Source organism: Corynebacterium sp. J010B-136, from assembly GCF_002967075.1.
In the GTDB taxonomy this organism is placed as follows: Bacteria; Actinomycetota; Actinomycetes; order Mycobacteriales; family Mycobacteriaceae; genus Corynebacterium.
Genome location: NZ_PUGE01000007.1, coordinates 1 through 21450, shown reverse-complemented (window position 1 = coordinate 21450; position 21450 = coordinate 1). Strand labels below are relative to the sequence as shown.

Below are 21450 nucleotides of genomic sequence, written 5' to 3'. Positions count from 1 at the left end.
GATAATAATAACTTCCACTTTTGTCCGATAATGCACATTATGTCATTTTAGATCCGTATCCCGCTCCCCATGCCTGTTTGGTGCACATCGGCACGCCCTTTTGCTGGCCTCGGCCACACATCGACAAGCTCTGACAATATGTATGGGCGCAGACTGGCTATAGATTCGTTCCACAGTATGGAATCACTTCTAGATTCATTACTGAAAGCCGTCGCCTGGGCGCACCCGTAGCTATTTCGAACTGCACTACAGGCGGTCGGCGCTCTTGAAATTCCTTTAAAGTATGTCAATCTTTGATTTATTCACGCAAAAGGACTAATCTAAAATTCTCACTAGCTGAAACATAGTTGGCCACATAGTGAGACATTATCTAAAACGCCGGGTGATAGATGAACACTGCCTATATCTCTATCTCACCCTATGAACCTTTTAATTAGAAAGCGCCGTAAATGACTACTTCTGTTTTCCAAGACGGCAATACGCCACCGGATGGCGCAACCGCACCGAAGCTGACCAGCAAGGACCGTCGTCGCGTGGCTTTTGCCTCGACCATTGGCACGACGATCGAGTTTTATGACTTCTACATCTACGCCACGGCGGCTGTAGCAGTCTTCCCTTTGCTCTTCTTCCCTGCTACTGAGGATCCAACTGTAGCGCTGCTGCAGTCTTTTGCCACCTTTGGCTTGGCCTTCGTTGCACGTCCGCTGGGCTCAATCATCTTTGGCCACTTCGGCGACCGCATCGGCCGCAAGGCAACCCTGGTGGGCGCATTGTTGACCATGGGTATCGCGACCTTCATCATTGGCCTGCTGCCAACTTATGCCACTGCGGGAATTATCGCACCAGGTCTTCTGGCACTAATGCGTTTCTGCCAAGGCCTCGGCCTAGGCGGCGAATGGTCAGGTGCTGCCCTGCTGGCGTCTGAAACCGCTGAGGATGGCAAGCGTGCTTCGGCAGCCATGTGGCCACAGTTCGGTGCGCCATTCGGCTTCTTCCTTGCCAATGGCCTGTTCTTGATTCTGGTATCGGTGCTCGGATACACCCGCGGTGACACCTCAGGCCCATTCATGGAGTGGGGCTGGCGCATTCCATTCTTGGCTTCCGCAGTCATGGTGCTTATCGGTTTGTACGTGCGTTTGAAGCTGGAGGAAACCCCGGTCTTCCAAAATGCCGTCGACCAGGGCAAGAAGGTTAAGGCACCTATCACCGAGGTATTCAAGGTTGCTGGCAAGCCAATGGTTATCGGCACCTTTGTCATGGTGGGCTGCTACACCCTGTTCTACTTGGTCACCACGTGGATTCTTTCCTTCGGTATTGGCGATCCTTCCAAGGGTCTTGGCCTGGGTATCCCGTACACCGACTTCCTGCAGCTGCAGCTGATCTCCATCTTTGCGTTTATCGCAGGTATTCCAGTTTCTTCCATCCTGGCAGACAAGTACGGCCGCAAGCCGATTTTGGCAATTGTCTCAGCTTTGATTATTGTCTTTGGCTTTACCTTTACCCAGTTCTTGGCCATTGATGCGGCGACAGAAGCATCAGTACTGGCCTTCTTGACCATCGGCATGTTCTTGATGGGTCTTATCTTTGGCCCTATGTCCGCTGTCTTGCCTGAGCTCTTCCCCACTAACGTGCGCTACACAGGCTCTGGTATTTCCTACAACGTCTCTTCCATCTTGGGCGCTGCGATTGCACCGTTTATTGCCACCTGGCTGGTCGCTGAAGTTGGCGTTCACGCAGTCGGTATCTACTTGGCGATCATCTCCGCAATCTCCTTGGTTGCAGTGCTGTGTATGAAGGAATTGTCGAAGCAAGATCTCAACGAGGTTTAAGCTATAGCCTTTCTCCAAGGGCTACTCCCCTTGTAAAAAATAGAAATTCCCACCCAGACCATGTTTCTAAAGTCTGGGTGGGAATTTTTCTATCGGCACCAGGGTCGGTGCCGATACACTTATGTATTTATGTACTTATACCCTCGATTAGTGGTGGGCCGCTCCAGCGTCGCTGTAGTGAGCGATTTGGCAGGAGTAATTAGCCAGGCACACATCGTTGATATCGCCGCCATCAAGAGCGATTTCAAGGCGGTCCAGAATCAATTCCCACTTCGGAGCGATCAGGCCAACCTGGTCCTCGACGCCCTCCACACTGTGATGGAACTCCAGGTAGGTCTGACCATTTTCTTCCGCTAGGTAGAAACGCAGGTTGAGATCGTGCCCCTGGTGGTCGTTGACTTCCAAGTGCAGAAAATGCGGAGGCATGGATTCTGCGATGTTGACGTCATAGGTGGACTGGATTTCTTCAGAGACCATGGTCATGTGTGAAGGGTTGTCCATGGTGTGGCAATGCCCAAACCACCGGGAGATGCGTGCAGCATCAGCCAAGTAGCCCCACACGACCTTCGGAGCTTGCGGCAGCTCACGCGAAATAACGATCTGACGGCCGTTGTCAGTTTCTTCGATATCACCGGTTGGCTCGAAGTTCTCGACATCGAGTGCATCCCTTGCATCCACGAGGGCTACGGCGTTTGCGCCACCCAAGCTCTGCGAAGCACGCTGTACAGACACTTAAACAGTCTCCTTAAGTAGATACTGCATTTTAGGTATAGATTATGAAAGGCATTCAAGGCCACGAAAGGGCCCATTAGCAGTTAATAGACCCTTTAGAAAAGAATGCTTGTTTTTAAGCAAGACCCAACACTAGCCCTCCTTTTAAAAAAGGTGGTAACGAAATCGCTCATCACCCCCAATTGGAGGGGGCTAAAAGTAGCCCTCACCAGCAACAATAGTCTCAGAAGTTAGCGCTTTCCGCCGCGGTGACGATGCATTGCGGCAAACGCCACGGAATCTACCATCTCTAAAGCCAGCAGCGCTTCACGCAGGGCGAATTGATAGGTCCATAAGCGGCGAAAGACTTGATCGAAGCCAGCAGCGGCAGCTTCACGCAGGCGCCCGTCAAAAAAGGAACGCTCATGCTGCAAGGATGCCTGGTAGTGAGCGCCTAGGTGGATTTGTTCCACGATTCGCAGCCCGGAATGACGCTCAACTAGTTTATGGACATCGTCGACGCTCGGCAGCTCCATGCCTGGCCAGATATAAGCGCGCAAAGGTTGCATCGCAGAACGCGCAGCTTTGGTCATGCGCTCTGTGGAAACCAGAGATTGCAAGACCGCACGTCCAGTGCCGACCAACAACCTTCCGAGGGCTTCGATAAAGACTTGCCGTTGCTTGGGGCTTAATGCTTCAAGTTTTTCGATGCTCACAATCGCCTCATAACGACTACGCAGCTCGGTGCGATTAGGAACGCCCTTGGCAAGCGCTATGCAAGCAACGGAATCTTCCACGCCCTCTAAGACCAATTGCTCATGCAAGTACTTTAAGTGGGCATCGTCAGCCGAGGCGATATCAACCGTGGCACGTCGTGCGGCGGCCTGTACGCCAACCTGGGAACCGGAGGCAGGATAAACCAGCATGTGGGAACCCACGCCTGTTTTCGTCAGGTCGCAGAGTTTTTGAGCCCACCGCCGTTGTGCATCGCCGAGGTCCTCCCGGTCTACGGTGTCATCGGGCTCATGCATCGTGGTGACATCAACGAAGTGGGGCTTTTTCGCCCCTGGACCGCGGGTATAAGACGGCCAAGACTGTCGCACCGTGGTGTGCACACCGGAAGTAAAGAGTCCGCCGTGATGGCTCAAGCCGTCGCCGGAATACAGGCTGACCAAGTCGCCGGGGAGTTCCCCACCGAAAGATTCTGAGATCTCAACGGCTTTCGTAGCGGGGCTGTAGTCTACTTTCAGCAGCTGTGTGAGAACTTTTACCAAAGTCGCAGAATCCGGTGTAGACCACTCCCCAGCCATATAGGACTCGGCCACACCCAACCAACCGCTGTGGGCGATGCGCGCAAATAGAGCGTCATGGTGGACCACTAAGTCGGGGTCTTCGACCAAGGAAAGGCCTGCCTGTGAGCAGGCTTTTGCGAATTCCGCTTCTGCCTTGCGGGCCCTTACTTTAGTTAAAATTCCACTTGGATATGTAGCTATTCCAGGCCATTGTTCAGCGTCAATGCTGGACAAGTGTTGGTCTAGGGCCATTTCTGCCTTTCTCATCCTCAGATCCCCCTGAAATAATACAAGGGAGATCCCCAGCGGAACGCTCATCAAAGAGCTAACGTTTATCTCAACGTCCGATAATAGTTACTTAAAATCACTTCTTTTATCAGGCATGCCGCACAGAAGTTAAGCCACAGTGATTAATAACTAGTCTTTCAGCCTTTTCGGATCTAGACTGTTTACGTCGAAAAATTACTTATTACACCTACCAGGAAGGGTGCCCCTTCATAATGACTGATGCTCCATTTCGTCCAAACGGTGGCCGTCACCACGTTGTAATCGTCGGTGCGGGCATGGGCGGCCTCGCTGCTGCACAAAAGCTCAAGGGTGAGAACGTTGATATCACCTTGATCGACAAGAAGAACCACCACTTGTTCCAGCCAATGCTATACCAGGTGGCCACCGGCATGATTTCTGCTGGCGAAATTGCTCCTTCCACTCGTCAGCTCTTGCGCAACCAGGACAACGCGAACTTCGTTAACGCTGAAGTAACCGACATTGATATCAAGTCCCAGACCGTGACTGCAGTCAATGACGAGTTCACCCGCGTCTTCGAGTACGACTCTTTGATCCTGGCTTCCGGCTCCGGTCAGTCCTACTTCGGCAATGACCACTTCGCTGAGTTCGCGCCTGGCATGAAGTCTTTGGACGACGCTTTGGAGCTGCGCTCCCGCATCATTTCGGCGTTCGAAAAGGCAGAGCTTACCGATGACCCTAAGGAGCGCGAGCGCCTTTTGACCTTCATCATCGTCGGTGCTGGCCCAACCGGTGTGGAGCTCACCGGTCAGATCGCTGAGTTGGCAAACCGTACCTTGACGGATGTCTACTCAAACTTCTCTACCTCCTCCGCGAAGATCTACCTGCTGGATGGCGCACCACAGGTGCTGCCACCATTCGGTAAGCGTTTGGGACGCAAGTCCCAGCGTGCCTTGGAGAAGCTGGGCGTAGATGTACGTCTCAACGCAATGGTTACCGATGTCAACGAAGAGTCCGTCACCTACAAGAACATGAAGGACGACTCCGAGCACACTCTGACCGGTGCTATCAAGATCTGGTCCGCAGGTGTTGCTGCTTCCCCACTGGCTCGCCTGGTTGGCGAGCAGGCTGGTGTCGAGGTTGACCGCGCGGGTCGCGTCTCCACCAACGAAGACCTCACCGTGGGCGAGTACTCCAATGTCTACGCTATTGGTGACCTCATGGGGCTAAACCGTCTGCCAGGTCTGGCGCAGGTTGCTATGCAGGGTGGCGCTCACGCTGCGAAGCTGATTGCTGCCAAGGTTGACGAAGAGTCCACCTCCAATGAAACCGAAGCTTTTGACTACTTCGACAAGGGAACCATGGCGATCATCTCCCGTGGCTATGCCATCGTGAAGATGGGCAAGACCGAAATCACCGGCTTCGTCGGCTGGTTGGCATGGTTGGGTCTGCACCTGATGTACCTGCAGGGCTTCCGCAATCGTCTTGTCGCTGTTGTTAACTGGGCACAGAACTTCTTCACCCGTTCCCGCAGCAACATTGAAATCACCAAGCAGCAGGCATATGCCCGCAACATCATTGATAATGCTTCGAAGCAGGAAGTGAAGTAAACCCTTCCGGCTAGATTTCTAGCGTTATAGCAAAAGTGCTCGTATTCCCTCTCACTGTGAGGAGGAAGACGAGCACTTTTGCTTATTGCCGCGATTTGCAGGCGCGGCATGCACGAAAGCTATTTAGCCCAGCAAGGAGCTGCCTGGGCGCGATAAGACCGCGACGAGGAAGGTGGAATTGGCGCTATAGGTATTCAAGTCCCAGGAAGAGAACTTGAAGTCGATGCGGAAGCCAACCTTTTCCACTAGGTTGAAAAATTCCTCGAAGGTCCAACCGCGGCCTTCGCCAAAGCCAACTAGGAAGCGCCCACCGGGCTCTAGTGCATTAAAGATATTGCGCAGGGCGTCTTCGCGGCCCTCAGGTGCTAGAAAGCCCATGACATTTCCCGCGGAGATTGCGAAGTCAAAGCCGTTGTCAGGGATTTCATCGTGGGAGAGGTCTCCAACTTCCCAACGCACGTCAGGATGTTCTTCACGCGCATAATCAATCAAAATCGGGTCTATGTCCATGCCGAGCACGTCATGGCCTTGGCGTGCTAAATAGCCCCCGATTCGGCCCGTGCCGCAGCCAGCGTCGAGTACCTTGGAACCGCGCTCCAACATGGCATCGGCGGTTCGCGCTTCGCCGTAAATATCTTTACCCTCTGCCTCCAGCACCTTCCAGCGACGAGCGTAGTTATGCGAGTGCGATGGATCTGCGTCCGTGATTTCTTTCCAAGTAGCCATAACAATCAGTATAGGCGTTCAACTTGGGGGTATGATTCCTAAGCGTCATTATGAACTAGGCGCTAAGCTCGCGCTTTGTTGAGAAATCTTTCAATCCTGGGACAAGGAGGCTGATATGCCCGCTGTACCGTCGCCCTTTAGGCCACGCAAGCCGAAGGTGGAGCCTCCCTCACCTTCGAAAGTAAAAGTTCCCGTAGAACGCGCCATCGAGCACTGCCGTGTCTTTGTTGACGGCGAAGCCCTTCCGGGTGAATTCACGCCACATTCTGCTTTAGACACAGTCGCCGAGTACAAACGCGGCTTCGTGTGGGTGGGATTGGTGGAGCCAGTTGAGCACCAAATGACCAGCATTGCAGAGCAGTTCGGCATCCATGAGCTGATCGTGGAAGATGCCGTCGTCGCTCACCAGCGGCCTAAGCTGGAACGCTATGACGATCAACTCTTTGTTGTCGCACGCTCAGTGAACTACCGCGACTCTGATGAGGTCAAAGACCGCCGTGACGTCATCTCCACCGGTGAGGTGCAAATGATCATGGGCAAAAACTTCCTGATTACCGTCTGCCACAAGGCAAAGCTGCCCAACTTGGCATACACGGTTGCCGATGATCAGTCATTGGTGGAAATTGGTCCCGTTGCCATGGTGTGGAAGATCTTGGACATGCTCGTTGACCGTTACTCGGAGATTTCTGCACTTCTTGCTATCGAAGTCGATGATATTGAAGAAGAAGTCTTTGAGCCGGGCGCCAAGTTCGATGTCAACCGCATCTACCTCTATAAGCGTGAGATCTTGGAGATGAAGCATGCCATTGAGCCGCTTTCTGCCGCGTTGAAGTCGCTGGTGGAAAACCACAAGGATCTCATCGACAAGCAAATCCGCTCCTACCTGCGCGATGTCAACGATCACCAGTCTGTGGTCAAAGACCATATCCAAAGCTTCGATGAGCGGCTATCTTCGCTACTCGATGTCTCCGTCGCCAAGGTTTCCATGCAGCAAAATACCGACATGCGCACCATTTCTGCGGTAGTCGGTATGGCGGCAGTGCCGACGCTTATCGCCGGTATTTACGGCATGAACTTCGATAACATGCCCGAGCTGCATGCCGAATATGGCTACTATGCCTCCATTGCTTTCATGGTGGTCACCGTCGCCGTTATTTTCTGGTGGTTTCGCAAGAACAACTGGTTGTAAGAAATTTTTCCAAAATTTCTTACAACATAAAGACCTAGGTCTAATTTTCCTACAACGGAAGCGTCTGGGTGAAATTCCTTCCGAATTTCACCCAAGCGTCATCGTGCGCAGCTTGGAGAGGGCAACGAGTTTGCCTTCGTGGTGCAGCTCAATATTCCAAATCTGGCTGCGGCGCCCGGCCTGAATCGGCGTTGCGTGCGCCTCGATGATGCCCTGGGTGACCGATTTAATGAAGTCGGTGTTGTTGTTGACTCCCACAACTACTTCCCCAGCCATGACGACTCCGGCCAAGGAGCCCACGGATTCTGCAATGGAGCTAAACACTCCTCCGTTGACCAAGCCCCACGGCTGCAACAGCGTCGGGTTAACGCGCACCATCGCGCGCACCTCGCCGCGGGAGATGTGGGTATAACGAAGACCTAAAACCGCATCGAAGCCGATGGTATTTTCATTGATCATCAACAACTCTTGCGAATTCAAAGGCCGCTCGTGTGCGGCTTTTAGCAGCTCATCGAGTTGCGCGCGGATTTCCTTGGTCTGCTTCGGGGTGCTCATAGCTTCTTATCTTAATCGCCGTGGGGTGTACTAGGTGTCACTTCATCGGCACGAAGATTGAAGGTGTGCGTAAAATACCTGACATGAGTCAATCTACTGATAAAGCACACATTGGTGTTGTCGGTTTGGCAGTTATGGGCAGCAACTTAGCTCGTAACTTTGCCCGCAATGGCAATACCGTCGCCGTCTATAACCGCAGCCCGGAACGCACCCGCGCCCTCATCGAGGGTCACGGTTCGGAAGGCAATTTCATTGCTTCGGAAACGGTTGAGGAATTCGTCGCATCCTTGGAACGCCCACGCAAGGCCATCATCATGGTCCAGGCGGGTGCTGCGACCGATGCGGTCATCAACCAGCTCGCAGATGCGATGGAAGATGGCGACATCATCATCGACGGCGGCAATGCGCTCTACACCGACACCATTCGTCGCGAAAAGGAGATGGCGGAGCGTAACCGTCACTTCGTCGGCGCTGGTATCTCCGGTGGTGAAGAAGGTGCGCTCAACGGCCCGTCCATCATGCCTGGCGGTCCTGCTGAGTCGTGGAAGACTTTGGGTCCTATCTTGGAGTCGATTGCCGCAGTTGTGGACGGTGTCCCCTGTGTGACCCACATCGGCCCCGATGGCGCTGGCCACTTCGTCAAGATGGTGCACAACGGCATCGAGTACGCCGACATGCAGGTCATCGGTGAGGCTTACCAGCTGCTGCGCTACGGCGCGGGCATGGAACCAGCGGAAATCGCCGAGGTGTTCAAGGAATGGAACTCCGGCGACTTGGATTCCTACCTCATTGAAATCACCGCAGAAGTTCTAGCCACCACGGATCCAGACACTGGCAAGCCGCTTGTCGATGTCATCTTGGACGCTGCGGGACAAAAAGGCACCGGCCGATGGACGGGCATTAGCGGTCTAGAATTCGGTATCCCGATTACCGCTATCGTCGAAGCTGTCTTTGCGCGTGCTTTGTCTTCTTCCGCTAACCAGCGCCAGGCTGCGCAGGAAGGCGAATTGCCAGCAGGTTCCGCTGTTGATTTCGACGCGCTGGGTACTACCCGCGAGGACTTTGTCGAAGACGTCCGCCGCGCACTGTATGCTTCCAAGCTGATTGCTTACTCCCAGGGCTTTGACCTCATCAAGGCTGGTTCTGACGAACACAACTGGGATGTTGACCCACGCGATCTCGCGACCATTTGGCGCGGCGGCTGCATCATCCGTGCGAAGTTCCTGGATCGTATCCGCGAAGCTTATGACACCAATCCGCAGCTGCCGGCTTTGATTTTGGATCCTTACTTCAAGGGTGAGCTTTCCGATCTCATCGATCCATGGCGCCGCGTTGTCATCGCCGCTACCCAACTAGGTTTGCCAGCACCAGTATTTGCGTCCTCGCTCTCCTACTACGATTCCCTGCGTGCACAGCGCCTGCCAGCCGCTTTGGTCCAGGGCCAGCGTGACTTCTTCGGCGCACACACCTTCAAGCGCGTCGATAAGGAAGGCACCTTCCACATCGAGTGGTCGGCAGACCGCTCACTTACTCAGATGGATTAACTTTTAAGCAATACCGGCGGCTAAACTGATGGGCAATGACTACTTTTGCCGATCTCGGTTTGCCCCGGCCCATTGTTTCCGTCCTTTCAAAGCAAGGGATCATCTCGCCGTTTCCTATCCAGGAAGCGGCGATTCCTGATGCCTTAGCCGGAAAGGACATCCTCGGCCGCGGACCCACGGGTTCAGGCAAAACTTTCACTTTTGGTTTGCCGATCATTGCCCGCCTCGCTGGCTCTGGCGCATCCAAGCCAGCCCGCCCCCGCGCCTTGATTCTCGCACCGACGCGCGAATTGGCCATCCAGATTCAAGAACGCCTCGATGAACCTGCCAACGCCATGGGCATGCGCGTTCTCGCGGTGGTCGGCGGCGTCAATATCAACCACCATATTCGCCAGCTAGCACGCCCAGTGGACATTTTGGTGGCCACGCCCGGCCGCGCGCAGGACCTAGTGAATCAGAAGAAGCTTTCGCTTTCCGATGTTCGCCTCACCGCCCTCGATGAAGCCGACCAAATGGCCGATATGGGCTTTTTGCCGCAGGTCAATAAGCTTTTAGACCTCACCCCACGTGATGCGCAGCGCCTGCTGTTTTCTGCCACGTTGGATGGCGATGTCAACAAGCTAGTTGACCGCTTCATGCATGACCCCGTCACGCATTCCACCGCTCCTGTTCAAGCCGCGGTGGATACGATGAAGCACTATCTCTTTTACGTCGGCGAGCGCGAGGACCGCAATAAAGTAGTCATCCGCATCGGTGCCCGCGATGGCAAGACCATCATGTTCATGCGCACTAAGCACGGCGTTGACCGCCAGGCGAAAAAGCTTCGACGCGCTGGTATTTCCGCCATGGGTCTGCACGGCGATAAGGGACAAAACACCCGCAGCACCACCTTGCAAGGATTCGCCGATGGCAGCGTATCCGTTCTGGTTGCCACCGATATTGCCGCCCGCGGCATCGACGTGCACGACGTATCCTTGGTTGTCCACGTCGATCCGCCTGCCGAACACAAGGCATATTTGCACCGCGCGGGACGTACCGCGCGCGCCGGCGAATCAGGCACCGTTGTCACCTTGGTAATGAATGAACAACGCGATGAAGTAGCCAAACTCATCGACAAAGCCGGCGTGGATGCTCAAACCATCGATATCTCCACCGACGCCAGCCCCGCGCATAACCGCACCCTAGCGCAAATCACGGGCGCCCAATCCGCAACTGGCATACCAGTCCCCGAGCCCGGGGCGCAGCCTGCTAAAAAGCAGGCAGCGCCGAAGAAACAGGCGGCACCGAAGAAGCAATCTGCTAGAATGCAGACCGGGAAAAACCAGGCCAGCACGCGCGGTTCTTCCTCTCGAGGCGGTCAAAAGCGCGGCAGGGGTGCATCGACAAGCAATAAGCCCTCCCGCTCTACCAACTCCCGACGTCGCTCACGATAAAGATGATTTTCCTCGACCCTTCCGAATGGGGTGCGCGCATGCAGGCGCACCAACACCGCGCGGATGAGTTGCTTGCTGCTTATCGGCATCCTGGTGAAAAGCACCCCGTGTACGACTTTTTATTCAACTACTACCCTGTGCGCCCCAAGCACCTGCGGCAATGGCATCCCGGCGTCGGGGTTAAGCTACTGGGACCGGATGAAGCACCGCATGCCACCTGGCGCGACTACGTTGCCGATGACATTGGGGTTTGTCTGGATATTCCGGCCTTTTGGGCGCGTCGCGGTGACTCGATGGAACACATCCGCACGCTGATGGAAAACTCTGCTGCGAATCCTTCCCGATTTGAATGTTTCGGGCTACACGAGTGGGCCATGTTGTATAAGTCTGAGGAGACTCGCCACGATTTGCCGCTGCGACTGGGCCAAGCTGGGACCGATGAAGTGGTGGAAACCCACCGCATTCGGTGTTCACACTATGATGCTTTCCGCTTCTTTACCCCGCCCGCGCGTCCGTTAAACCTGACTGTGCTGCACCGCGAAGACCAAGTGCACGTCGAACAAGCTGGCTGTGTGCACGCCACAATGGACTTGTATAAGTGGGCGTGGAAGATGGGACCTTTAGTGCCTGGCGAGCTTTTCCTAGACACGTTAGAACTAGCTGTCGATGCGCGCATTCTAGACATGGAGGCTTCCCCCTACGACTGCCGTGAGCTAGGGTTTTCGGTAGTTGCGATTGAAACTACCGAAGGTAAGGCTGAATATGTGCGACGCCAACGCGCCCTGGCAGACCGCGCAAAGCCGATGCGCAATCGGCTTGTCGCACTCATTGAGGAAGCTAAACGCGCTAATCTAAGTTCCGATAATACTGTGGCGTAGGAAATGAAAGGCACTGCAGAATGGCTCGGCACTCAAATGGACAAGAGAACTACAAGCCCGCTGGCTGGGTCATTGCTGTGGCCATCGTCGTCATCGTGGCGATTATCGCGCTGTTGTACTTCTGGCTCGGAAACAACAACGGCGACGATGTAAACAACGCCGCGGAACAAGAAAGCACTGCTCAGGAGACATCTTCGGATGAAGCCACCTCGGACGATGCTTCAGCTGAAACTTCCGTTGATGAGGCTTCCACTAAGGAGACTTCAGAAGAAGAAACCCCCTCTGAGGAGCCCGAGACCTCAGAGGCTCCTGCGCCTGCACCTTCTGCTGAGGCTGCTGATACCTTAATCCTGCTCGATACTTCCAATGCCATGGCGGGTCAATTTGATCCGGTCTCCGGCGCTTTGGCTAATACCGCACATGCCCTGTCTGGTGCGAACAAGGCTGTGGCCCTGTGGAACTACTCTTCCCCACTTAACCCTGGTGTGATGGTGGGTTACCGCGATAACTTGGGCTTTGGAAACGGTGACGAGGCAGCTAACACCATCCAGGCATTCGGCACTGGTGGCGAACCGCAGACGCGTCCAGCAGTGATTGCTGCGGCTGATGTTGCTGCCGACCGCGCTGCTGATATCAACGGGCCTGTTCGCGTCTTGCTCGTTACTACCGGTACCGTCACCGCCATGGACGATGCCGCTTTTGCCGACGCTTTCGCACAAGCAGCCGGCAACAACGTTGAGCTGTCCGTTGTTCACGTTGGCCCAGGCGCTCCGGATGCAGCTGTGGAACATGTTGCTACAGAATTTACCTCCGTTGATGGCACCGACTCACGCGCGGTTGCTGACGCTTTGAAGGCTGCCGCCGGAGCGTAATAATACCCCCGTTTTAGGGAGGTTTAGGGCTTTGACTCGCGCGAGTTAAGGCCCTCTTTTTATGCGCTGAGGAAGTAAATTGTGCCAGTTCGCAAGAGTGTATTTCAAGCTTTAAGTAATGGTTTTTGTCGCGACCGGTTTCGAACATAGCCGCGACAAGCTCGAGTGAGGTTGCTAGGCTTTCAGGCAGAAGAACGCAATATTCACTGGGTAGCAAAAGTCCATCTAGCTTGGGAAAGGAGGTAGATGACATGGCCGGCTACAACCCCACATCGCAAAATCAAGATCCACAAATTGCACGGGGGATTATTCGCGAATCTATCGCACATATCTCTTCCGGTTTAACCAACTTGCAAGCCGCCATGCATTCGGTGGAAACACTCAAGTTCCACGACATCTACCTGTTGATGGAAGACCTCGAGGAAGCTTTCGGCAAGAAGACCTTTGTGGATGCCGCATTCGCTTTCCTGGCGCAACGTGATGATGCAGGGCGCCTTGTCTCTTCTGCTCACGCTACTGAATACTTCATCAAAAGGATGAACCTGTCTTATGGCGAAGCAATGGACAGGCTCCGCAATGCAGAATCACTGTTTGGCAAGGATGTCGAGCCCGACCTTGGCCCACCACCCACTCCGGAGCCAGTGGAAAAGCCAGAAGATTTGCCTGCCGATGATCCCTCCGCTGACTCCAACAGTGAGGAAGAAAAAGCTAAAGAAGCCGAGCGAAAAGAACGTGAAGAACGAGAGGCTCGGCAACGCGCGGAGCAAGAGCGTGAGCGTGAAGCTCAAGAGCGTGCTGAGCGTGAAAATGAAGCAAAAGCGCGAAATCGCGACAAGATTGGCACCGGTTCAATTCCGGCCGATGTGCTGCGGATGATTGATTATGAACTCAAGCAGCTAGATCGCTACGCCAAACCCGGCCGTCACGAACTGCGCTCGATGGCAATTGACAAGGCGCGCGAGCTTTCAAAGTCCCAGCTCAAGACGTGGCTGCGCAGGGCTATCCGTCAGGCCAATGCCAACGCCGTTATGCCCAATGGTGAGCGTGACCATACCGCGCAACTAGCCAAGCGCGAATTGCACATCTCAGAACCTGATGCTGAAGGCATGGTTTCTATCCGCGGCAAGCTAGACCCAGTATCAGCAGCCATCTTCGCCAAAGCGATGTCACCGGCTGCGCGGCCTGGCTTCGATAGAGAAGAAACCGGTTTCGACGATACTCGCAGCTTGCCCCAGCGCCGTGCGGACCAACTCACGCAGTTGTGCTCGAACTTTATGACTAGCCGAAACCCGAATTCTGGCCTGTCCTCCATCGTGGTCTCGGCCACACGTCAGGAATTGGAAAACCTCTCCCCTGACACCTTGCTGCCAACCGATACGGGAATCTATCTCACCCCGCTGGACCTTATCCGGCTCGGAGCCGCAGGAAGTGACTACCTGTGCATCATGGATGACACGGACTTTCAGCCTCTGGCGCTAGGGCGCAGCAAGCGAAGCGCAACGCTAGCGCAAAAGCTGGCGCTGATAGCTTCGGAGATGGTGTGTTCCCACGATGGTTGTGAAGTTTCTGCCATGAACTGCGACGTTCACCATATCGTTGCGTGGAGCTATCAAGGGGTAACTGACCTGAAAAATCTCACGCTGCGGTGTCGCAGGCATCATGGCGATAACAATGATGCACAGGATTTCCGTCACAATATGGCGCATGCTGCCCGATGTCCCGATACCGGGCGGGCCGGAACTCAGTATCCTCATGAAGATAGTTTGAGGTTCAATGATTCCGTCGCTGCACAACAGTCAGCGCATCATAAGCTCAAGACTCAAGGCCCACCGCCCGAAAGTCCTCCGCCACCAGGCGATGATGACGATGGTGCAGTTCAACCGGATCTATTTGCTCCCGCATAAAGAACTAACCACTAGCAAGACCCTTGCCTACCGGAGATTTCCGAAGGCCCATGGGGTCTTGCTAGTGGTTGTTTGCTTAATTTTGCTTGGTGTTCAAAGCCGGTTTAGCGAAAGCGCTTGGGAACGTTTGGTTCGCCTAAGGTCAGCATTAAGCGGTTGGCCCAGTTGAAAAATGCGGAGGAATTGATGACGTCGATGATGCTCAAGTCATCTAGACCGGCCTCGCGCAGTGCGGTGACGTTCTCATCGTTGAATGCGAACGGGGTCGCGGTTAGCGCTACCGCTGCATCGCGAATGGCAGACCACAGCGAAGAACCGAGGTCGGCGGTAATGCCTTCGTCCAACAGGCGATCGATGGCTGCGGCATCGCCGCCTTCTTCCTTAGCTCGTGCCTGGTGCACTGAGGCGCAGTATTCGCAGCCGTTGAAGCGGGAGGCCACGGTAGCGGCTAATTCACGCTCGGCCCGGGCGAGTCCGCCCTCGGTGTTGTAGAAAATATCGAGGTCGGTCAAGGTGCGTGCCTTGAGAGCTTGCGGGTCACGAGCCAGCAAACGGAAGTAAGGCATGTCCGCGCGCTCCGGCTTGATGAGGGCGTCGATGTGCTCGTCAGTGAGGTCTGCCTTGGCCATCGCTGGCACCCAGGGCTCCCAGCCGAGTGAGTGGTTGACGAACTTGGCGGGCTTTACCACCTCGGGAATCAAGATATTCGCGGTTGCTTCCCAGCTGGGATTAGCCACGGCCTGAGAAGCATGCTCCTGGGAGGCTTGTGGCGAAACCGACTGCGGCGCGGTGCCTGCCAAGACTTGCATGCCGTGAACAACGCGCTGTTGAAACGCGAGGAAGGAAATCAACTGGCTCAGGGAGACAATCTCATCGGCCGACCAGCCAGCGGCATCTAGGTGGCCAACCGCAGCAGGACTGGCATCCTTTGGATGGAAGGTCAAAAGGTGCGCGAAATCAAAGGCTGCTGCCAGTCGTGGGCCGAGCGCGGAGCTAGCGTCGAAGACAGTGAAGTGACCGTCGTGGAAAGGGCCAGTCGTGGTGCCGGCAGCGATGGCTGCTTGGACGGCGGTGACAAGTGCATCATCGGATTCATCGGCAAGCAGGTCGAGGTAGAACTGCGCTGCTCGGTCTGCCTGTGAAATGCCGGTGATAAAAGCTGCGACAGCGTAGCGTTCTGCGTAGGTGAATTCGCCAGGATTTTCTGGCTCCAGCAGTGCTTGGAAGCTAATCTGCGCATTCGTGACTGCATCAGAGCGACGCTCACGCAGCGCGACGAACTCCGTTCCGTCAAGGACAGCTAGTTGATTAATAATATCGGTCATAATCTCCTCTTTCTTTCTCAAGCCCTATCTTAAAGCCCTAAGTTCAGGTCGCCGGCGCGGTAACGCTGCCCAGGAATAGCCCCGATGAGATCGCGGGTAAATTCTGACTGCGGCGCACGAAAGACCTCTTCAGTGATGCCTTGCTCGACTTGTTCACCACGGCGCAGAACGCTCACGGTATCGGAAATCTGGCGCACCACCGCAAGATCATGCGAGATGAAGATGTACGTCAAGCTCAAGTCTTTCTGCAGCTTGTCCAGCAGGCGGATGATCTGGGCTTGCACGGTGACGTCGAGGGCGGAGACTGCCTCGTCCAAAATGACCAGCTCGGGCTCTACTATGAGCGCGCGGGCAATGGCTACGCGCTGGCGCTGCCCACCGGATAGCTCACGGGGGCGGCGCGAGTACATATCAGCATCCAAGGAAACTAATTCCAAGTACTCCTTGGCACGCTCCTGGGCTTTGGATTTGGAAGCGCGGGTGAAGTTACGGAAAGGCTCGGCAATGATATCGCCGATGCGCATGCGCGGGTCTAGTGACGAGTATGGGTTCTGATAGACCAGCTGGATATTGCTGCGCAGTTCTTTGCGTTCGGCGGCGTTAGCGGCCAAGATATCGACCCCATCCACCGTGATTGAGCCGGCTGTCGGGGTCTCGAATAAGGAGATCATTCGGCCGGTGGTGGTCTTACCGGAACCGGACTCCCCGACTAGCGCGTGGGTGGAACCGGGGCGCACCTCAAAGGAGATATCCTCCACGGCGGTGAAATCCCCGTACTCTTTGCCCAGACCTTCTACCTTTAGCAAAGGCTGGCTGCCTGTTCCGGCAGCCTCCTCGGTCAAAGTACTCAGCGCTGGAGCCGCTTGGCGGTGGATTTGTGCGGTGGCGAGCGACGGAGCATCGGCAAGCAAACGCTTGGAGTAGTCGTCCTGGGGATCGGTGAGCACGTTGGCTGCCAATCCCTCTTCGCGGACTTGGCCCTTTTCCATCACCACGATGCGGTCGGCGCGATCACCGGCCACCGCGAGGTCGTGGGTAATAAATAAGATGCCTAGTCCCAGATCTTCGCGCATGCGGTCCAGCAGGTCCAAAATGACCTTTTGCACGGTGACATCGAGCGCCGAAGTCGGCTCATCGGCGATAATCAGCTCGGGCTCTAAAGACAGCGCCGCAGCAATGAGCACGCGCTGCTTCATACCGCCGGAAAGCTCGTGCGGATATTGGCCATACCGGCGCTGCGGATCGTCTATGCCGACGGTTTCCAACAGTTCAATCGCGCGGCGCTTGCGTTCTGCAGCCGTGCCCTGGCGGTGAATCACCATGGCTTCTTCCACGGAAGCACCAATGGTTTTGACCGGGTTTAAAGAGTTGTTCGGGTCCTGCGGAATCAGCGCAATCTGCTGCCCACGCAGCTGTCGCCACTGTGAATTAGACAAATTGGTGATATCGCGGCCTTTGAAGTGCACCTCGCCGGTATCCACGCTGGCGCTGCGCGGCAAAAGGCCAATGGCAGCCATCGCTGTGGTGGATTTACCGGAGCCGGACTCGCCGACAATCGCGGTAATCTCACCTGGATGCACTTCTAGGCTCACACCTGATACTGCAGCGACATCTCCGCGGCGGGTGTGGTAGCTAACCGCCAGGTTGTCAATATGAAGCAATGCTTGAGACATGGTCCTTTAAGCCTCCGTGTGGATGTTGCGAGACAGGTGGTTGGCAGCCATGACTACCGCGATAATCGCGAGACCTGGGAAGGTAACAACCCACCAAGCGGTGGCGACAAAGTCGCGGCCATCGGCGATAATCAAGCCCCACTCCGGAATCGGAGGTGGTGCGCCGTAGCCCAAAAAGCCCAAGATGGCGAGCTGCAGAATGGCACTACCGAATTGCAGGGTGGCCAGCGCAATGACTGGGGTCAGGGAGTTCGGCAGGACGTGCTTAAACAGCACCTGGGTGCCGGAGGCGCCAGAGCCATAAGCGGCTTCAATAAAGTCCGCTTTCGCCACGCTCATCACCTGCGAGCGCGCCAAACGCGCAAAGGTAGCCACCGAGGTCATACCGACGGCAAAGGCAGCGTTGGTGGAGCCAAAGCCCAAGATGATGATGATCGACAGGGAAAGCAGGATGCCGGGGATCGACAGGAGGACATCGACAAGCCGCATGATGACGGCATCAATCCAGCCACCGCGGGTACCGGCGATAAGCCCCAGCAAGGTGCCCAGCACTAGGCCCACGGCCACGGCAATCAGGGCGCCGAAGAGGGATTGTTGCGCGCCGTAGATGATGCGCGCATAAACATCGCGGCCCACGGCATCAGTGCCCAGCCAGTGCGCGCTGCTTGGTGCTTGCAGCGCCACATCGGTGCCGGCATAGGGGTCAAGGCTGGTAAATAGGCTTGGGAACAGTGCCCAGGCAAAGGCGATGATCAAGATGATGGACGCGATGATAGAACCCGGGGTTAGCCACGGGTTGCGTCCCTTGTGGCGTTTGCTGGTCGACTGCAGACGTGATTCCTCGTGCTGCGGTATAGAGGTCTGATTAGTCATTTACTTAACCTTCCTGCGCAAGCGCACGTCAAGGACTGGGTACAGCAAGTCCACGATCAGGTTGATGATGATGTACGCGGTTGCGGCGATAACCACCACTGCCAAAAGCACTGGGGTGTCGCGGTTGGAGACAGCTTGCACCGTCATGTTGCCCAAGCCCGCGCGGCCGAAGACGGTTTCGGTCACGACTGCGCCGCCGACGAGCTCGCCGAAGAGCAGGCCGACCATCGTCAGCGCCGGCAAGATGGCATTGCGCAGCACATTGCGCCAAAAAATCCAGGCTTCCGATGCGCCCTTGGCTCGTACGACCTGCACAAAGGAGAGTTGGTTGACCTCATCGATAGAGCGAATGAGCACTTGGATCAGTGGCGCGGCCATCGGCACGACCAGGGTCAAGGTCGGCAGGATGAGACCTTCGATCGCTCCAGGGTTAATAGCCGAGACCCAACCCAGGCGGAAGGAGAAGAATTGCAGGAGCAAAATCGCCAGCCAAAAGCCTGGGAGTGAGACCAGCAGCGAAGGCAGGGAGCGGAAGAAGGTGCCGATAAAGCCGAGGCCAGGCACCGTCGCCAGGAAGGCCACAATCAAGGCGATAATGACGGCGAGACCTACCGAGGTGGTTGCAAGCGCTAGGGTGTGCGGGAGGTTTTCGGCCACCATCGTCGATACGGCGGTGCCAGTTTGCACAGAGGTACCAAAGTTACCGGTGAGAAAGCCTCCCAGGGTGGTAATAAATTGCACCAAGATTGGCTTGTCGATGCCCATCTCTTCCCTAATACCAGCGATCTCCGCCTGGGAAAGCCCCAACGCGGGAGCACCGTAGCGCGCCATCACGCCATCGGAAGGCAGCGCTGAGAGAAGGAAGAATGCGACAGTGAAAGTAATAAAGAGCACCAGGATGGATTGCCCGATGCGACGAGCGAGAGCCGAGCTAGTCATTTACTTAACCTCCTGGTGATCGATCCATGCGCCATAGAAGCTAGGGCGGCCAATCGCCTCAGGGGCAAAGCCCTTGAGGTAGGGCTGCACCGCGTAGACGACTGGTTCCTCGAAAAGTGGCAAGGCATAAGCCTGCTCGGTGACGTAATCTTGCACGGCGGCGGTGGCTTCTGCGCGGCCGGCGTCGTCCGCCGTTGCGACCACGTCGCTCAAGAGATCTTCTAGGTGCTGGTCTAGGACGTTGCCGTTGTCATCCTGGTTGATGAAAGAGTCACGGTTGTCGACTGAATAATGTGACTTGATCACGTCATAGTCTGCGCGTCCGACCATCGTGTGGTCCAGCTGAATCTTATTCGGGTCCTTGGAATCGGAGTCCTGGGTTGCTTGGTCACCGGAATTGAGGTGCAGCTCGATGCCAATGCCGCGCAGCTGCTCCTGAATCATGGTGATGACCTCGCGCGAACGCGGCTGCGGCATCGCCAGCTTGGCGGTAATGCTCAAGCGCTTGCCATCTTTGACGCGGATGCCGTCGGCACCGACTTCCCACCCGGCGTCATCGAGAAGCTGCTTGGACAGCTCGGGATCAAAGTCATAAGCTGCGCTTTGTTCCTTGTAACCACGGGCATTTTTGGCCATCGTGGACGTTGCCAGCGGATAAGAATCGGAGAAGAGCACGTGAATAATCTGCTCGCGGTCCACGCCGTGGATAACGGCCTCGCGCACGGCCTTGTCATTAAAAGGCCAGACATTAAAGCGGAATGCCAGCTGGTTATTCATGCCGTTGGTACCGTGCGAAATCACGTTAATGCCGGCAGCTTCTAAGTGCGATTCCTGCGGAGCAGATACCTGGCGCACAATTTGCACCTGGTTGGATGTAATCGCGCCGGTACGCATGGACTCTTCAGCTGCGAGTACATAATTAATGCCATCGAGCTGGGCGCGGCCTTGATGCTCATGCGCGGGCGGCGCCCAGTCATAATCCTCACGTGCGGACAGGTGCAGGTCGGTGCCAAGCTTTTCACCATCGATGACAAAGGGACCAGAGCCGATAATTGCCTCAGCGTTGCCAGGGCCAAAGCCCTCGTTGTCTAACTCCAAGGTGGAATCCGCCAACAGGCCGGCGTTGAAGGACGAAACCGCCTGCTCAAAGCCCGGTGAAGGCTCGGAGAAGTAGAACTTCACGGTGTCTTCATCAATGACTTCCCCGCGCTCATAATTGGAGATCTGCTCAGAAACATTGAGTAGACGCTCATCATCGCCCTGGCCGTAAAGGTCAATATTGCGCACGACATTTTCAGCCGTGAGCGGCGTGCCGTCCGAGTAGGTGACATCGGTGCGGATATCAAAAGTAAATTCGGTCGCATCCTCATTGATCTCCGGCAGGTCCGTCGCGATCCACGGGGAAAGCTCCAAGGTCTCCGGGTCTTGGTACAACAGGCGGTCAGTAATCTGATTTACAACCGCGCCGTTGGGGTAAAACCCTGCTGCTGGTGGGTACAGGGTGCGGAAGAACTGCGGTTCGAGGTAAGTAATCTCGTTGGCTTCGATGCCGGCCTGCTCGTCGATGCTCCCCTCTTCGCTCTCTGCGTTTGTCGTGCACGCGGCCACCATGGAGGTTGCCAGCAGCACGCTCAAAACGCCCAGGCTACGAGCATTTTTCAAGCTCTTGTGGCGTTTCACTTAATTCGCTTCACTTTCCAATAGCTAAATTTGATGAGTTGATATTATTCAATGAAGAAAACCTAACAGATAGCAAACTAGACTGTCTTATTTAGGTAGACTACACTGTCTATTAAATTTCAAATTAGCACTTCACCAATGAAATCGAAAGAAAGCCGGGCGATTATATCC

General features: G+C 55.4%; 17 protein-coding genes. 8 read left to right on the top strand and 9 right to left on the bottom strand.

Annotated elements, in window-relative coordinates:
• Positions 1-449 precede the first annotated feature (449 nt).
• The gene (locus tag C5Y44_RS10830) at positions 450-1829 is read left to right on the top strand and encodes an MFS transporter (protein ID WP_105324955.1); all 1380 of its coding nucleotides are present in this window, start codon (positions 450-452) and stop codon (positions 1827-1829) included.
• A gap of 147 nt (positions 1830-1976) precedes the next feature.
• Here the strand turns inward: C5Y44_RS10830 and C5Y44_RS10825 are convergent, their stop codons facing one another.
• Both C5Y44_RS10825 and C5Y44_RS10820 read right to left on the bottom strand, forming a co-directional pair.
• The gene (locus C5Y44_RS10825; protein WP_066839862.1) at positions 1977-2561 is read right to left on the bottom strand and encodes an SRPBCC domain-containing protein; all 585 of its coding nucleotides are present in this window, start codon (positions 2559-2561) and stop codon (positions 1977-1979) included.
• Between the two features lie 230 nt (positions 2562-2791).
• Positions 2792-4084 (bottom strand): class I SAM-dependent methyltransferase, encoded by a 1293-nt coding sequence (locus C5Y44_RS10820; RefSeq protein WP_105324954.1) that lies wholly within the window; start codon positions 4082-4084, stop codon positions 2792-2794.
• 248 nt (positions 4085-4332) lie between these two features.
• Here C5Y44_RS10820 and C5Y44_RS10815 point away from each other — a divergent pair, with 248 nt between their 5' ends.
• Complete coding sequence (locus C5Y44_RS10815) at positions 4333-5688, top strand: NAD(P)/FAD-dependent oxidoreductase (RefSeq protein ID WP_075722854.1); 1356 nt, start codon at positions 4333-4335, stop codon at positions 5686-5688.
• Positions 5689-5811: 123 nt separating this feature from the next.
• Here the strand turns inward: C5Y44_RS10815 and C5Y44_RS10810 are convergent, their stop codons facing one another.
• Complete coding sequence (locus C5Y44_RS10810) at positions 5812-6414, bottom strand: class I SAM-dependent methyltransferase (protein WP_105324953.1); 603 nt, start codon at positions 6412-6414, stop codon at positions 5812-5814.
• A 115-nt stretch (positions 6415-6529) separates the two neighbouring features.
• Between C5Y44_RS10810 and corA the strand changes: the two genes are divergently transcribed.
• Positions 6530-7603, top strand: coding sequence for a magnesium/cobalt transporter CorA (corA, locus tag C5Y44_RS10805; protein WP_066797592.1), 1074 nt, complete (start codon positions 6530-6532; stop codon positions 7601-7603).
• Positions 7604-7690: 87 nt separating this feature from the next.
• On the opposite strand, the gene C5Y44_RS10800 is transcribed toward corA, so the two are convergent.
• Positions 7691-8158, bottom strand: coding sequence for a PaaI family thioesterase (locus tag C5Y44_RS10800; RefSeq protein ID WP_105324952.1), 468 nt, complete (start codon positions 8156-8158; stop codon positions 7691-7693).
• 83 nt (positions 8159-8241) lie between these two features.
• Here C5Y44_RS10800 and gndA point away from each other — a divergent pair, with 83 nt between their 5' ends.
• The 5 genes from gndA to C5Y44_RS10775 all read left to right on the top strand — a co-directional run bounded on the left by gndA (position 8242) and on the right by C5Y44_RS10775 (position 14789).
• Positions 8242-9702: an NADP-dependent phosphogluconate dehydrogenase gene (gndA, locus tag C5Y44_RS10795; protein ID WP_105324951.1), complete on the top strand. Its 1461-nt coding sequence runs from the start codon at positions 8242-8244 to the stop codon at positions 9700-9702.
• A 35-nt stretch (positions 9703-9737) separates the two neighbouring features.
• On the top strand, positions 9738-11135 hold the full coding sequence (locus C5Y44_RS10790; protein ID WP_105324950.1) for a DEAD/DEAH box helicase: 1398 nt from the start codon (positions 9738-9740) through the stop codon (positions 11133-11135).
• A gap of 2 nt (positions 11136-11137) precedes the next feature.
• Positions 11138-12013 carry a 3-methyladenine DNA glycosylase gene (locus C5Y44_RS10785; RefSeq protein ID WP_105324949.1) on the top strand — a complete coding sequence of 292 codons (876 nt, stop codon included), beginning with the start codon at positions 11138-11140 and terminating at the stop codon, positions 12011-12013.
• Positions 12014-12033: 20 nt separating this feature from the next.
• Positions 12034-12885, top strand: a complete 852-nt coding sequence (locus C5Y44_RS10780) for a hypothetical protein (protein ID WP_105324948.1) — start codon at positions 12034-12036, stop codon at positions 12883-12885.
• Between the two features lie 230 nt (positions 12886-13115).
• Positions 13116-14789 carry an HNH endonuclease signature motif containing protein gene (locus C5Y44_RS10775; protein ID WP_233189959.1) on the top strand — a complete coding sequence of 558 codons (1674 nt, stop codon included), beginning with the start codon at positions 13116-13118 and terminating at the stop codon, positions 14787-14789.
• Between the two features lie 104 nt (positions 14790-14893).
• On the opposite strand, the gene C5Y44_RS10770 is transcribed toward C5Y44_RS10775, so the two are convergent.
• From C5Y44_RS10770 to C5Y44_RS10750, 5 genes are read right to left on the bottom strand one after another with little or no spacing between them, the layout of a single operon-like run.
• The gene (locus C5Y44_RS10770; protein WP_105324946.1) at positions 14894-16114 is read right to left on the bottom strand and encodes an alkylhydroperoxidase domain protein; all 1221 of its coding nucleotides are present in this window, start codon (positions 16112-16114) and stop codon (positions 14894-14896) included.
• Positions 16115-16143: 29 nt separating this feature from the next.
• Positions 16144-17787 carry an ABC transporter ATP-binding protein gene (locus C5Y44_RS10765; RefSeq protein WP_105324945.1) on the bottom strand — a complete coding sequence of 548 codons (1644 nt, stop codon included), beginning with the start codon at positions 17785-17787 and terminating at the stop codon, positions 16144-16146.
• Positions 17788-17793: 6 nt separating this feature from the next.
• The gene (locus C5Y44_RS10760; RefSeq protein ID WP_105324944.1) at positions 17794-18660 is read right to left on the bottom strand and encodes an ABC transporter permease; all 867 of its coding nucleotides are present in this window, start codon (positions 18658-18660) and stop codon (positions 17794-17796) included.
• On the bottom strand, positions 18661-19599 hold the full coding sequence (locus C5Y44_RS10755; RefSeq protein ID WP_105324943.1) for an ABC transporter permease: 939 nt from the start codon (positions 19597-19599) through the stop codon (positions 18661-18663).
• Positions 19600-21210 (bottom strand): TIGR04028 family ABC transporter substrate-binding protein, encoded by a 1611-nt coding sequence (locus C5Y44_RS10750; protein WP_369831089.1) that lies wholly within the window; start codon positions 21208-21210, stop codon positions 19600-19602.
• Between the last annotated feature and the right edge of the window lie 240 nt (positions 21211-21450).

Bases quoted from the DNA above. Each gene is read 5' to 3' on its own strand.
- C5Y44_RS10830 (WP_105324955.1), top strand. From the start codon at position 450: ATGACTACTTCTGTTTTCCAAGACGGCAATACGCCACCGGATGGCGCA.
- C5Y44_RS10820 (WP_105324954.1), bottom strand. From the start codon at position 4,084: ATGGCCCTAGACCAACACTTGTCCAGCATTGACGCTGAACAATGGCCT.
- C5Y44_RS10815 (WP_075722854.1), top strand. From the start codon at position 4,333: ATGACTGATGCTCCATTTCGTCCAAACGGTGGCCGTCACCACGTTGTA.
- C5Y44_RS10810 (WP_105324953.1), bottom strand. From the start codon at position 6,414: ATGGCTACTTGGAAAGAAATCACGGACGCAGATCCATCGCACTCGCAT.
- corA (WP_066797592.1), top strand. From the start codon at position 6,530: ATGCCCGCTGTACCGTCGCCCTTTAGGCCACGCAAGCCGAAGGTGGAG.
- C5Y44_RS10800 (WP_105324952.1), bottom strand. From the start codon at position 8,158: ATGAGCACCCCGAAGCAGACCAAGGAAATCCGCGCGCAACTCGATGAG.
- gndA (WP_105324951.1), top strand. From the start codon at position 8,242: ATGAGTCAATCTACTGATAAAGCACACATTGGTGTTGTCGGTTTGGCA.
- C5Y44_RS10790 (WP_105324950.1), top strand. From the start codon at position 9,738: ATGACTACTTTTGCCGATCTCGGTTTGCCCCGGCCCATTGTTTCCGTC.
- C5Y44_RS10785 (WP_105324949.1), top strand. From the start codon at position 11,138: ATGATTTTCCTCGACCCTTCCGAATGGGGTGCGCGCATGCAGGCGCAC.
- C5Y44_RS10780 (WP_105324948.1), top strand. From the start codon at position 12,034: ATGGCTCGGCACTCAAATGGACAAGAGAACTACAAGCCCGCTGGCTGG.
- C5Y44_RS10770 (WP_105324946.1), bottom strand. From the start codon at position 16,114: ATGACCGATATTATTAATCAACTAGCTGTCCTTGACGGAACGGAGTTC.
- C5Y44_RS10765 (WP_105324945.1), bottom strand. From the start codon at position 17,787: ATGTCTCAAGCATTGCTTCATATTGACAACCTGGCGGTTAGCTACCAC.
- C5Y44_RS10760 (WP_105324944.1), bottom strand. From the start codon at position 18,660: ATGACTAATCAGACCTCTATACCGCAGCACGAGGAATCACGTCTGCAG.
- C5Y44_RS10755 (WP_105324943.1), bottom strand. From the start codon at position 19,599: ATGACTAGCTCGGCTCTCGCTCGTCGCATCGGGCAATCCATCCTGGTG.
- C5Y44_RS10750 (WP_369831089.1), bottom strand. From the start codon at position 21,210: ATGGTGGCCGCGTGCACGACAAACGCAGAGAGCGAAGAGGGGAGCATC.